The organism is Actinosynnema sp. NPDC049800 (genome assembly GCF_040656635.1).
In the GTDB taxonomy this organism is placed as follows: domain Bacteria; phylum Actinomycetota; class Actinomycetes; order Mycobacteriales; family Pseudonocardiaceae; genus Actinosynnema.
This window is the reverse complement of the sequence record NZ_JBFAMT010000008.1, coordinates 161,329-174,774: the sequence shown is the minus strand read 5'-3', so window position 1 is coordinate 174,774 and position 13,446 is coordinate 161,329. Positions and strand designations below refer to the sequence as shown.

Here is a 13,446-nt window from a genome sequence, read left to right as displayed (position 1 = left end):
GTGTCACGAGCGCGGCCGTGCCGCGATCACGTGCCGTCACTTCCGCGCCTCCGCGTACCGCCGACGCGCCAGGACGACCGCGAGCACGCCGGCCACCAGCAGCAGCGCGCCGATCCACAGCATCGGACCGACCTCCGCGCCCGTGCGGGCGAGGTTGCCGCGGTTGCCCGCCACGGTCACCACGGGGGCCGTCGTCGTGCTGGTGGCAGCGGGGTCCGAGGTGGTGGTGGCGTCCGTGGTGGTCGTCGTGGTGTCCGGAGTGGACGACGAGGTCGACGTCGGCGTCGTGGTGGTGACCGGGCAGTCGAGCACCGGAGCGTCCGGCGTGCCGCCTTCCGCCTTGAGGTCCGCGAAGTTCACGCCCACCAGGCCGAGCACGCCCTGTGCGCTCGCGCGCAACGAGGTGGCGTGCGTGAACCCGGTCTGGTCGAACGCGATCGCGCCCCGCCCCGCCTCCGCGGCCGTGCAGCCGACCTGCAACGACGTCAGGAACCTCGCGGCCAGGTCCGCCGCGGCCGTCCGACCGCCCGCGCGCAACGCCTGCGCGGCCAGCCCGGTGCTGTTGGCGTTGCCCTCGCCGGCCTGGCCCGCGTCGCGGAACCCGCCGCCGGGCTGCTGCACGCCGGTCAGCCAGTCGAGCGCCGTGCCGGCCTCGGCGGTCCGGTCGACCGCCAGCAGCGCCTGCACGACCATCGCGGTCGCGTCCACGTGCGACTCGCAGGCCTCGGCCTCCAGCACCAGCGGGAACCCGCCGTCCGGGCACCGCGTGCCGACGAGGTAGTCGACGGCGGCCTGCGGCGCGCCCTCCCAGCGGTCCAGCGCGAGCACCGCGAACGCCTGGGTGAAGCCGTTGGAGTAGTCGCCCCACTGCGACTTGTCCTGGAACCGGCCGGACGGCGCCTGGAGCGCGGTGAGACCGGCGATCAGGTCCTCGCCGCCGAAGGCCGTCGGGTCCTGGCCGCGCACCTGGGCCGCCAACGCCAGCTTGGCGTGCGCGCCCGCGTACGACTCGGCGGGGTCGCCGGAGTGCAGGTAGTTGGCGATGATCGCGGGCTCGGCGAGCCACGCGGTGGCCTTGTCCGAGCTCGCGGACGCCACGCCGGCCGCGGTGAACGCGAACACCGCGTCCAGCGTGAGGCCCTGGTCGGGGTATGCGACACCGTCGAAGACGTTCTCGAAGTGGTCGCCGTCGACGAGCTGCCGGGCGAGCCAGCCGGCGGCGGCGTCGCTCACGTCCGCGGTGGGCGCGACCCGTTCCTGGCTCCAGGCTGCGGGAGCGGCCGCGAGCGCGGCGACCGCGGCGGTGGCGATGACGGCGGCGGTCCGTCTCAACGACATGTTCGGCCTTTCCGGGGGCAAGGCGTGAGCGGACCCCGGACAGCCGTGACCGACTTCCCCCGGGCTCCGACCCGTGGACCTCGACGGTGTCAGGAGCGTGGCACGCGCGACGGGTGTTCGGGCTCGTCCCGGGTGGGACCTACCGTTGCGGGTCAGCGCCGGATTTCGACCGGCTTCCCCCGTATCGCGCGCGATTGCCGATCGTCTGTCACGGACCTTGGCGTGTCAATCCGCCTCTAGCGCGATGCTGCTCACCCCTACGTACGGTTACCGTCGGGCGATCCAGTCTGGGGAAGAGGGGTGTTCGATGACGACTCTGGCGTCCGTGCGCGACGGTTTGGTGGCGTGGGTCGCACGGCGTTCGGCGACGCGGTGGGTGTTGGGCAAGATCGGTTCACGGGCGTTTGCGCTGCTCCCGGACCGCGCGCTGGTTCCGCTGAAGCGGGACGGGGTGGTGCCGGTGCCCGAGTTGGAGCGGATGCGGGAGTCCGGCGCGGTGCACCGGATCCCGGTGCCGTTCGGCTTGCGGGTGTGGTTGGTCACCGGTCAGGACGAGGCGAAGAACGTGCTTTCCGACACAGGGGCGTTCAGTAACGATTACGCGCGGCTCGGCGCCGCCGTCGGTCGGTTGGAGCAGTCGCCCGGTGGCCTCGGCTTCGCCGACCCGCCCGACCACACCCGGCTGCGCAAGCTGCTCACGCCGGAGTTCACCATGCGCAGGCTGTCGCGGCTCGTGCCGCGCATCGACGCGATCGTCACCGAGCGACTGGACGCGATGGAGGCCGCGGACGGGCCGGTCGACCTGGTGCGGGAGTTCGCGCTGCCGGTCCCGTCGCTGACCATCTGCGAGCTGCTCGGCGTGCCCTACGAGGACCGCGACCGGTTCCAGGAGCTGGCGGCGGCCCGGTTCGACGTGTTCAGCGGCGCGGGGCAGGCGTTGGGGGCGATCTCCGAGTCGCTGTCCTACATGGAGGAGATCGTGCGTCGCGAGCGCCGGTCCCCGGGCGACGGCCTGATCGGCTCGATCATCCGGCAGCACGGCGACGACGTGAGCGACGTCGAGCTGGCCGGACTCGCCGACGGCGTGCTGACCGGCGGGTTCGACACCACGGCGTCGATGCTCGCGTTGGGCGCGATCGTGCTGCTGAAGGACGACGCCGCGCGTTCGGCGATGCGTGACGACGACGCGGCGGCCGCGCCGTTGGTCGAGGAGTTGCTGCGGCACCTGAGCGTGGTGCAGGTGGCGTTCCCGCGGTTCGCGCGGCACGCGCTGCGGGTCGGCGACCAGCAGATCGAGGAAGGCGACGTGGTCGTGGTGTCGCTGTCGGCGGCGAACCGCGAGGGCGCCTCGGAGTTCGACGCGGGCCGTTCGTCGTCGTCGCACCTGGCGTTCGGGTACGGCGCGCACCGGTGCGTCGGCGCGGAGTTGGCGCGGCTGGAGCTGCGCGCCGCCTACCCGGCCCTGCTGCGCCGCTTCCCGAACCTGCGCCTGGCCGACGAGCGGCCGGCGTTCCGGACCGCGTCGATCGTGCACGGCGTCGAGTCGCTGTACGTGCACACCCGCTGACCTGAGCGTCGAACTCGGGTGTCCCGAACGCAGGACGCGGTCGTTCGGGTACCCGAGTTCTCCGTTCGGGCGGCGGACGTGCCCGCGACGTTGTAGCTCTGCTTAACGTGGCGTCACGATGTTTCACTTTTCTTGAAGGCGGTCGTGGGGGACGGTGGTCCCATGACCGGACGTGGTGTGCTGCGGTTGGGTGTGCTGGCCCTGTTGTGGGGCTCGGGGTTCCTGTGGATCAAGGTGGCCCTGACCGGGTTGTCGCCGGTGCAGATCACGGTGATCCGGTGCGCGCTCGGCGCGGCGGTGCTGGTGGTCATGGCGCGGGTCGGGCGGCAGAGGTTCCCGGCGAGGTTGTGGGGCCACCTGGTGGTCGCGGCGTTCTTCTGCAACGCCTTGCCTTTCCTGCTCTTCGCGATCGGCGAGCAGACCGTCGACTCGGGCGTGGCGGGCGTCCTCAACGCGACCACCCCGCTGTTCTCGCTCCTCATCGGACTGGCGATCGGCACCGGACCGCGGCGTCACGCCGGTCCGGGTGGCCGGGCTCGTCCTGGGCTTCGCCGGCGTCCTGCTGATCTTCGCGCCCTGGCAGCGGCACGGCCTGGCCGGCGTCGGCGCCCTCGTCCTGCTCGGCGCGGCGGCCGGCTACGCCGTCGCGTTCGCCTACATGGGGCGCAAGCTGGTCGGCCAGGGCGGCCCGATCGCGGTGTCCGCCGCCCAGCTCACCGCCGCCACCGGGCTGGCCGCCGTCATGCTCCCGTTCGACCACACCCCGGCCACGCCCAACGCCACCGCGATCGTCGCCGTGGTGGTGCTCGGCGTCTTCGGCACCGGCATCACGTTCGTCCTCAACTACCGGATCATCGAGGACGAAGGCCCGACCAGCGCCGCCACGGTCGGCTACCTGCTGCCCGTCGTGTCCGTCGCGCTGGGCTCGATCGTGCTGGACGAGCCGCTGACGGCGCGGATCGTGGCCGGGATGGCCGTGGTGCTGGTCGGTGTCGCCCTGACCCGGTTGGCCCCGGCCAAGCGGCCGGGAGAGCGAACCGGGCGTTACCAGTTGTCGGTTATCTCCACCGAGCGTGACGGGGGCGGCGGCCGTTCGGCCGACCTCCGTTGACCATGGCATAAGCGCTGGTCAGGCTGCTGGTCTGGACCTCGGACGAGTGACCGTTCGCTCCGTCAACCCTGCGTCGGGGCGCACTCGCCCGGGTTCACCAGAAGGAGCCAACCCGTGCGTCCTTTCCGTCGAACGCTCACCGTCCTGGCCGTCGCGACCACCGCCGTCGGCCTCACCGCCACCACCGCCTCGGCCGAACCCCTGCACGAGGCCGACATCGTCACCGCGACGGCGTCCGCGACCGTCCACCCGATCAAGGACTCCTACATCGTCACCCTCGGCGCGACGGCCCGCGGCGGCGCGGGCGTGGCCGCCGCGGCGGGCGTGACGCCGACCCACGTCTGGGACGCGGCGTTCCACGGCTTCGCCGCCAAGCTCACCCCGGCGCAGCTGCGCAAGCTCAGCCGCGACCCCGCGGTCACCACGATCGAGCAGGACGTGCTGGTCACCGACGCGCTCGACGCCACCCAGGCCAACCCGCCGTCGTGGGGCATCGACCGGGTCGACCAGCGCAACCTGCCGCTGTCCAGCAGCTACACCTACAACTACACCGGCGCGGGCGTGCACGCCTACATCATCGACACCGGCATCACGCCGGGCCACGCGGACTACGGCGGCCGGGCCACGTTCGACTACAACGGCATCGACACCAACAACACCGACTGCCACGGCCACGGCACGCACGTCGCCGGCACCATCGGCTCGAACACCTACGGCATCGCCAAGGGCGTGCGGCTGCACGGCGTGAAGATGATGAACTGCTCCGGCGGCGCGACCACCACGTCGGCGCTCAACGCGATCAACTGGGTCACCGCCAACCACACGAAGCCGGCCGTGGCCAACACGTCGTGGAACTTCACCGCGTCGGCCAGCCTGGAGACCGCGATCCGCAACATGATCGCCGCGGGCGTCTTCCTGGCCACCTCGGCGGGCAACACCGGCGGCAACTCGTGCGACCGCCTGCCGCGCAAGGTGGAGACGGCCAGCGTGGTGGCGTCCTCCACGAACACCGACGCCCGGTCGTCGTTCTCCAGCACGGGCGCGTGCGTCGACCTCTACGCGCCGGGGAGCTCGATCGTCTCCACCGTCCGCACCGGCGGCTCGGGCACGATGAGCGGCACGTCGATGGCGACGCCGCACGTGGCCGGCGTGGCCGCGCTCTACAAGCAGCGGTTCGGCGACCAGTCCTCGGCCACCGTGCACAACTGGCTGAACTCCGCCGCCACGCCGAACGTCGTCAGCGGCGGCGGCACCGGCGGCACGGTCAACCGCCTGCTGTTCACCAACGGCCTGTGAACCTCCCCGGCGCGCGGGGGTTTCGCGCCCTCACCCCGCGCGCCGGGGAACCCTACGCGTCCAACACGGACGACAGGTGCCGCGCCACCGCGGAAACGTGCGGCAGGTCCACCATCGAGAGGTGGTCGCCGGGCACCGGCACGACCTCCAACGAGCCGCACGCGTCGGCCCACCCGAGGTCGTCGTCGTCCTGCCGGCGCAGGTAGCGCGGGTCGAGCACGGTGGTCAGCGTCTCCCGGTCGGTCGCCCGGTAGAACACGACCCGCCCCGGGTAGTGCCGCGGCGTGAACCGCTCGGCCGCCCGCGCGTCCAGGTAGGACGTCCGCTGGTGGCGCAGCGCGCCCGGGCTGATGCCCAGGTCGGCGACGGCGGCCAGCACCGCGTCGATCTGCCCCACGTCGTCCAACGAGGACAACGACTCCCACGGCAGCTCGACCGACGCGCCGTAGACCTCCTCGACGTGCCGGACGTAGCGGGCGAACCGGTGCCGCACCAGGTCGGCGGGCGAGACCTCGGGCGCGGGCAGCGGTCGGACCGTGTCGATCATCACCACCAGCCCGACCTCGGCGCCCTGGTCCCGCAGCAGGCACGCCACCTCGTGCGCCAGGCACCCGCCGAACGACCAGCCGCCCAGCACGTACGGCCCGGACGGCTGCACCGACCGCACCAGCTCCGCGTACCGCGCCGCCTTGGCCGGGATGTCCGGCACCTCGTCGATCCGCTCGTACCCGTAGCACGGCCGGTCCTCCAGCAACCCGACCAACGGCTCGTACACGCTGGTCGGCCCGCCCGCCGGGTGGAACAGGTGCAACGGCCGCCGCGACCCGCCCGCGCGCAGCACCCGCACCGGCCCGCCCGCGTCCTCGAACGCCGCGCGCAGCCGTTCGGCCATCGCCTCCACGGTCGGCGACGCGAACAGCGAGTCGTCGGCGGCGACCCGGCGGCGGACCAGCGCCAGCAGTCGTTCCCGCGAGCCGCCGAGGGCGAGGAAGTCGTCGTGGACGCCGAAGTCCCGCCGCCCCAACACCTCCGCCCACAGCCCGAACACCCACCGCTCGGTCGGGTCGCGCGGCTCGACCCGGCTCGGCGCCTCGGGTTCGAGCCCGGCGATGTGGCGTTCCACGTCACGCAGGCTCGCCCCGCGCAGCAGCAACGGCACCGGCAGCTCCACCCCCAGGTCGTGCTCGACCGCGTTGCGCAACCGCATCGCCATCAACGAGTCCAACCCCAGCGACGTCAACGGCAGCGAGGGGTCCGGCGCACCACCCATCACCCGCGCCACGATCGCGCTCAGCCGGTCCGCCGCGGGCACCTCCGACGGCGGCCGGAGGAACGACGAGAAGAAGGGCCGGTGCGCGAGCCCGGGGAACAGCTCCACCACCCGCCGCCGGTCGAACCTCACCACGCCGGTCGCCACCCGTCCGGACAGCAGCAACGCCTCCACCGCCTGCACGCCCTCGGCCGGCGAGATCGGCCGCAGCAGCGGGTTGTCGTTGTCCCGGGCCAACCCGACCCGGCTCCACGCGCCGAAGTCGATCGTGGTCGCGGGCAGCCCCGACGCCCGCCGCCACCGGGCGAACCCGTCCAACCAGGCGTTGGCCACCGCGTACGCGGCCTGACCTGGCGAGCCGAGCAGGGCCGCCGCAGAGGAGAACACCACGAACCAGTCCAGCGGGTGCCCGGCCGTCGCCTCGTGCAGCCGCAGCGCGCCGTCGACCTTGGGCCGCAGCACGCGCCGCACGTCGGCCGGGTCCAGTCGGTCGACCGGCGCGTCGGCCAGCACACCGGCCGCGTGCACCACTCCGCACAGCCGCAGCCCGCCGTCCACCGCCGCCGTCACCGCCCGCTCGGCCACGCCGGGTGCGGCGACGTCACCGGTCACCACGACGACGTCCGCGCCGAGCGCCCGCAGCTTCGCCACCTCCGCCCGCGCGTCCGGCGACGGCCCACGACGACCGCACAGCACGATCCGCGCGGCGCCCCGTTCGGCCAGCCACCGGGCCATGACCAGCCCCAACGCGCCCAACCCGCCGGTGATCAGGTACGCGCCCGAGTCGACCACCGACCCCGTCGCGGGCACGTCGACCTCCGCGCGCCGCAGCCGTGCCGCGTACCTCGCGCCACCACGCCAGGCGACCTCGTCGTCGGCCCGGTCGGCGAGGAGTTCCCGCGGCAGCACGGTGACGTCGTCGACGTCCACGATCGTGGCCCGCAGCTGCGGCCGTTCGAACGCCAACACCCGCACCGCACCGCGCAACGCGGCCTGCTCCGGCACACCCGCGTCACCGTCCACGACGCACGCCGCGTTCCGCGTGACGATCCACAACCGCCGCGCGTCGTGCGCCAACGACGACAGCCGCGCCAAGTCCTGTTCCAGGTCACCGGGGACGAACACGATCCCGTCGGCCGCGTCCGAGGGATCGGTCGTCACGCGCTGCCCGGCGTCGATCAGGACACCGGCCAGGGTCGGGGAGTCGGAGAGCAGCAGCCACGTGCGCGAGGCGTCCTCGACGGCGGGCAGGTCGTGCCGTTCCCAGGCGGTCTCCAACGCCAGCCCGGACAACGCCACCGACGCCGGCCGCACCCGCACGTCCACGACCTCCACCAGCAGGGTGCCGGCGTCGTCGTAGAGCCACACCGACCCGGTCAGCTCACCCTCGCCGCTCTCGCGGACCACGGCCTCGCACCGGTCCGCGCGGCGCGGGTCGCCGTGCAGCCGCACGGCCCCGATGCCGACCGGCAGGTACGGCCCACCGGCGGCGACGTCGAGCGCTGCGGCGGCGAGCGCGTGCAGGCACGAGTCGAGCAGCGTCGGCGGCAGCCGCAACGCGCGGTCCGGGCCGTCCGGGCGGTCGACCAGGCACCTCGCCGCACCCGCGCCGGCCAGCGCGGACCGGACGCCCCGGAACGCCGGGCCGTAGTTCATCCCGACCTCGGCCAGCCGGTCGTACAGGGCGACAGGTTCGAGTCCACCGCCGACCGGTGGCGGGGCGCCGCGCTCCTCGCCCGGCACGACGGTGGCGGTGGCGTGCCGGACCCACCCGTCGGCGGTCTTCGCGTGCACCTCGACGCGCCCGGCCCGGAACGTGGTGCTCAGCCGGACCTCGTCGGCCAGCGGCAGCAGCGCCTCGAACACCACGTCGCGCACCGCGAGCGGACCGGGCACCACCTGCGCGCCGGCGGCGAGGGCGATCTCCACGTACGCCGCGCCGGGCAGCACGGCGGTGTCCTGCACCCGGTGGTCGCCCAGCCACGGCACCGCCGCCAGGCCCACGTCGGCCTGCCACGCGTGCGTGCCGTCGGGCAGTTCGACGTGGTCGCCGAGCAGCGGGTGGCCGGCCCGGCGGGTCGGGGGAGCGGTCCAGTGCGGGCGGTGCTCCCACGGTGCGGCCGGCACGTCGGTGACGCCTCGGGCGGGCACCAGGCCGTGCAGGTGCAGTGACGCGAGGTTGTCGTGGAAGGTCCGCACGTCGTCGGTGTCGCGGCGCAGCGAGCCGACGAGCGCGAGGGACGGCGCGTGCTCGGCGATCGCGGACAGCGCCACGGGATGCGGCGAGACCTCCAGGAACGCGGTGAAGCCGTCCTCCAGCGCGGCGGTCACGGCCTGGGTGAACCGCACCGGGTGGCGCATGTGCGCGGCCCAGTAGGCGGCGGTGAACGGCGGCGCGTGCCTCGGGTCGGCCAGCACGGTCCCGTACAGCGGCACGTCGCCGCGTCGTCCAGCGACCTCGCGCAGGGCCGACGCGAGCTCGTCCAGCACCGGCTCGACGGCGGGGGAGTGGCCGCTGGTGCGCAGCGGCAGGGCGCGCGCCATCCCGCCGTCCGCCTCGACCCGGGCGACCAGGGCGGCGAGCCGGTCCGCCGGGCCGGACACCGTGCAGCGGCGCGGTGCGGCGTGCACGGCGACCGACAGCGCGGGGTCGTCCACCTCGTCGGCGGGCAGTGCGACGGCCGCCATCCCGCCGTCGCCCGCCGCGTCGACCACGTCCAGCAGCCGGGCCCGCGTGGTGATCACCAGGGCGGCGTCGGCGAGCGACAACGCGCCGCTCACCACGGCCGCGGCGACTTCGCCCGCGGACTGCCCGATCACCGCCGCCGGCCGCAGCCCGCGTGACTCCCACAGCCGCGCCAGGGCGATCTGCACGCCGAACAACGCGATCTGGCCGTCGCCCAAGGTGTCCGACGGCGTCTCCAGCAAGGACCGCACCGAGTGCGGCGCGATCAGCCGGTCCACCTCGTCCACCGCCGCCGCGAACACCGGTTCCGCGTCGAGCAGCCGACGTCCCATCCCGGCCCAGCCCGAGCCGTAGCCGGAGAACACCCACACCGCGTCGCCGTGCCGGTCCGCTGTGCCCACCGGGCGTTCCCCCGAGGCCAACGCGCGCAACTCGGCCACCACGGCGGCCCGGTCGGACCCGGCGACCACCGCGGCGTGCGGCTCACGTCCACGACGTCGGGCCAAGGTCGCGCCCACGTCGTGCAGGTCGGCGTGCGTCGTGGCCAGCCACTCCGCCAACGCCGAGGCGTGCCGCCGCACGCGTCCCTCGGACGTGCCCGAGAGCACCAGGAACGCCGGGCCGTCGGGCCGGTCGGCGGGGTCGGCCGCGGGCGGCTCCTCCAGCACGACGTGCGCGTTCGTGCCGCCGAACCCGAACGACGACACACCCGCCGTGATCCGGCCCGAGTACCGCGGCCACGGCGTCGGCCCGGTCACCACGCGCACGCCGGTGAAGTCGATGTGCGGGTTGGGCACGCGGAAGTGCGGGCTGGGCGGGATCTCGCCGTGCCGCACCGCCAGCACCGCCTTCACCAGCCCGATCACCCCGGCGGCCGACTCGGCGTGCCCGAAGTTCGCCTTCGCCGAGCCGAGCAGCAACGGCCCACCGTCGCGTGCCGCCTCGTCCCGGCCGAGCACCTCGCGCAGCGCGCCCACCTCGATCGGGTCGCCGAGCAGCGTCCCGGTGCCGTGCGCCTCCACGTAGTCCACCCGGGACGGGTCGACGCCCGCGTCCGCGTACACCCGGCGCAGCAGGTCGGCCTGGGCTTCCGGGTTCGGCGCCATCAGCCCGTTCGAGCGCCCGTCGGAGTTCACGCCGCTGCCCCGGATCACCGCGAGCACCCGGTCGCCGTCACGTCTCGCGTCCGACAGGCGCTTGAGCACGACCGCCGCACAGCCCTCGGCCCGCGCGATGCCGTCGGCGGAGGCGTCGAACGGCTTGCAGCGACCGTCCGCCGACAGCAGGCCCGCCCGGTGGAACGTGAGCGTCACGGCCGGCCCGAGCAGCAGGTTCACCCCGGCGACCACGGCGGCGTCCGTCTCACCGGCGCGCAGGCTCTGGCAGGCGTGGTGCACCGCGACCAGCGACGACGAGCACGCCGTGTCCACCGCCAGGCTCGGCCCGCGCAGGTCCAGCAGGTACGACAACCGGTTCGCGGCGATGCTCAACGCGCCGCCGGTCGCCGTCCACGGCTCCACCCGGCTCAGGTCCGCCGCGCTCGTCGTGCCGTACTCGCCGGTCGAGATGCCGACGAACACCCCGGTCCGGCTGCCGCGCAAGGCGTCCGGCGCGATGCCCGCGTGGTGCAGCGCCTCCCACGACACCTCCAGCACCAGCCGTTGCTGCGGGTCCATCAACGCGGCCTCGTGCGGCGCGATGCCGAAGAACTCGGCGTCGAAGCCCTTGATGTCGGCCAGGAAGCCGCCGAACCGGGGCGTGCCGTCGGGCAGGCCGGGCCAGCGGTCCGGCGGCGCGGGCGTGACCGCGTCACCGCCCGAGCGCAGGAAGTCCCACAGCCGGTCCGGGCCGTCGACGCCGCCGGGCAGCCGGCAGCCGACGCCGACCACCGCGATGCCCTCGTCCACGGGGCGGCCGGGCGCGGCGTCCGGCGCGGGCGCGGGCCCGGCGAGGTGGCGGGCGAGGCGGGCGATGGTGGGGTGCTGGTAGAGCAGGGTCGGGGGCAGCGGCACGTCCAGGAACTCGCCCAACGCGCCCGCGAGCACCACGGCGTCACGCGAGGACAGGCCGAGTTCGGCCAGGGGCTGGTCGAGGTCCACCTCGCCCTCCGCCAGGTCGGCGAGTTCCGCGACGCCGCGCACCAACCAAGCGCGGATCTCCGCTTCCGCGGACGTGCCGAAGCCGGTCATGGGTCACCTTTCGTACGATTCCCACAAAAACGCCGTGAAGTATTTGCGAGGCGGCGGATGACACGTCCGCGATCGGGGTGCCTGCGGCGTGCGAACGATCGTGGCCTGGTCGAACGCCTGCGAACAATAGGCCGATCGGGTCAATGACCGGTCGCGTGAAGTAGTCGTTGACAGTTCTTCTACTCGCCGGTAGCTTCTGCGCCCGGCGTGTTGGAAATCACTTCGACAAAAGTTGTGACGACCGCACAAAACCTATTTCCGAATTTTGTCATCGCGCAGAGGAGAGGGTGTTCATGACGGTCACCGCGACCACCACCGGCACGGTCGTGGACGCCGTGCGGCGCTGGGCCCGCGAACGGCCCGGCCGCACCGCCTTCACGTTCCTCGACTACGAGGCGGACGCCCGCGGCGTGCCGGTCCCGATCACCTGGGCCGAGCTGGACGCACGGGCCTGCGGCGTGGCCGCCGAGCTGCGGCGCCGGTGCGCGCCCGGCGACCGCGCGCTGCTGTTGCTGCCCCAAGGGCTGGACTACGTGGTGGCGTTCGTGGCCTGCCTGTACGCCGACGTGCTCGCCGTGCCGCTGTTCCCGATCACCGGCGACGGCCACCGGGAACGCCTCGACGGCATCCTGCGCGACTGCGCGCCGACCGTCGCGCTCACCGACGCGCCGGCCGCGCTCGACCTGGACGTGGTGGTGGTCGGCAGCGTGCCGCCGTCGGACGAACCGCCCGTGCGACGGCTCGGCGGCCCCGTCTACCTGCAGTACACGTCCGGCTCCACGCGCACGCCGGCCGGTGTGGTGGTGACCGACCGGAACTTCCAGGTCAACGTGCGCCAGGCGCTCACCGCCTACGGCCTGGCCGACGCGGTGGCGTCGCCGGTGAGCTGGCTGCCGCTGTTCCACGACATGGGGTTGGTGCTCGGCGTCGGCGTGGCGTTGACGACCGGTGCCGAGGCGGTGCTGATGGACCCGTCGGCGTTCCTCTACCGGCCGTCGCGGTGGCTGCGGGCCATGCACGGGCGGCGCGACGTCCTCAGCGCCGCGCCCGACTTCGCCTACGACCTGTGCGCGCGGCGGGTGTCGGCGGCCGATCGGTCCGGGTTGGACCTGAGCGGCGTGGTGGCGCTGATCAACGGCAGCGAACCGGTGCACGCGGCGACGCTGGCCCGGTTCCAGGAGGCGTTCGGGCCGTGCGGGCTGCGGCCGGACGCCCAGCGCCCCTCGTACGGCCTGGCCGAGGCGACGGTGTTCGTGACCGCCGCCGCCCGGCCCACGACCACCGGGTTCGACCGCGCCGCGCTCGCCCGAGGACGCGCGGTCCGCCAGGACGACCCGGAGCGGGCGAGCGTGCTGGTCGGCTGCGGCGGCGCGGTCGACCAGCACCTCGCGATCGTGGACCCGGTGACGGGGGAGCGGGTCGAGGGCGACCGGGTGGGCGAGATCTGGGTGTGCGGGGAGAACGTCTCGCCGGGCTACTGGTCTGGTGGCGAGGGCTTCGGCGCCCGGCTGCCGGGTTCGCCACCGGGGCCTTGGCTGCGCACCGGTGACCTCGGCGTGCTGCACGACGGCCAGCTGTACGTGGTCGGCCGGATCAAGGACCTGATCGTCATCGACGGCCGCAACCACTACCCGCAGGACGTGGAGGCGGTCGTGGAGGGGGCCGACGACGTGATCCGGCGCGGTCACGTGGCGGCGTTCGCGGTGCCCTCGGTCGACGGCGAGGCGCTGGTCGTGGTCGCCGAACGGTCCTCGAAGGTGCCTCGCGCGGCCGTCGACCAGGCCCGCGTCCGTGCCCGCGTGCGCGCCGCCGTGTCCCGGCACCACGACGTGCGCGTGCGGGACGTGCTGGTGGTCGAACCGGGCTCGGTGCCGAAGACGTCGAGCGGAAAGCTCTCCCGCGCCGCCTGCCGCGACCGCTACCTCGCGGGTCTGCTGCCCACCTCGTGACCGTGGACGGGTCGCGGGTTTCGCCGCCGGCGGGTCCGGC

General features: G+C 74.0%; 5 protein-coding genes, 1 pseudogene and 1 riboswitch. Of the genes and pseudogenes, 4 read left to right on the top strand and 2 right to left on the bottom strand.

Annotated features, from left to right (window positions below; all coding sequences use genetic code 11):
• Positions 1–36: 36 nt before the first annotated feature.
• Positions 37–1,338 (bottom strand): peptidase, encoded by a 1,302-nt coding sequence (locus tag AB0I91_RS12960; RefSeq protein WP_499610322.1) that lies wholly within the window; start codon positions 1,336–1,338, stop codon positions 37–39.
• Positions 1,339–1,429: 91 nt separating this feature from the next.
• Positions 1,430–1,542, bottom strand: a riboswitch (cobalamin riboswitch).
• Positions 1,543–1,645: 103 nt separating this feature from the next.
• Here AB0I91_RS12960 and AB0I91_RS12955 point away from each other — a divergent pair.
• The 3 genes and pseudogenes from AB0I91_RS12955 to AB0I91_RS12945 all read left to right on the top strand — a co-directional run bounded on the left by AB0I91_RS12955 (position 1,646) and on the right by AB0I91_RS12945 (position 5,312).
• Entirely contained in the window at positions 1,646–2,905 is a 1,260-nt protein-coding gene (locus AB0I91_RS12955; RefSeq protein WP_498778946.1) for a cytochrome P450, read from the top strand.
• A gap of 162 nt (positions 2,906–3,067) precedes the next feature.
• A pseudogene (locus AB0I91_RS12950) lies at positions 3,068–4,016 on the top strand (DMT family transporter).
• A gap of 114 nt (positions 4,017–4,130) precedes the next feature.
• On the top strand, positions 4,131–5,312 hold the full coding sequence (locus AB0I91_RS12945) for a S8 family peptidase (RefSeq protein ID WP_498778942.1): 1,182 nt from the start codon (positions 4,131–4,133) through the stop codon (positions 5,310–5,312).
• Positions 5,313–5,364: 52 nt separating this feature from the next.
• Here the strand turns inward: AB0I91_RS12945 and AB0I91_RS12940 are convergent, their stop codons facing one another.
• Positions 5,365–11,457: a type I polyketide synthase gene (locus AB0I91_RS12940; protein WP_499636838.1), complete on the bottom strand. Its 6,093-nt coding sequence runs from the start codon at positions 11,455–11,457 to the stop codon at positions 5,365–5,367.
• Between the two features lie 293 nt (positions 11,458–11,750).
• On the opposite strand from AB0I91_RS12940, the gene AB0I91_RS12935 reads away from it, so the two are divergent.
• Positions 11,751–13,406 carry a fatty acyl-AMP ligase gene (locus AB0I91_RS12935; RefSeq protein WP_499636837.1) on the top strand — a complete coding sequence of 552 codons (1,656 nt, stop codon included), beginning with the start codon at positions 11,751–11,753 and terminating at the stop codon, positions 13,404–13,406.
• The last annotated feature ends 40 nt before the right edge of the window (positions 13,407–13,446 follow it).

Coding starts and splice junctions, on each gene's coding strand:
- AB0I91_RS12960 (WP_499610322.1), bottom strand. CDS start 1,338: ATGTCGTTGAGACGGACCGCCGCCGTCATCGCCACCGCCGCGGTCGCC.
- AB0I91_RS12955 (WP_498778946.1), top strand. CDS start 1,646: ATGACGACTCTGGCGTCCGTGCGCGACGGTTTGGTGGCGTGGGTCGCA.
- AB0I91_RS12940 (WP_499636838.1), bottom strand. CDS start 11,457: ATGACCGGCTTCGGCACGTCCGCGGAAGCGGAGATCCGCGCTTGGTTG.
- AB0I91_RS12935 (WP_499636837.1), top strand. CDS start 11,751: ATGACGGTCACCGCGACCACCACCGGCACGGTCGTGGACGCCGTGCGG.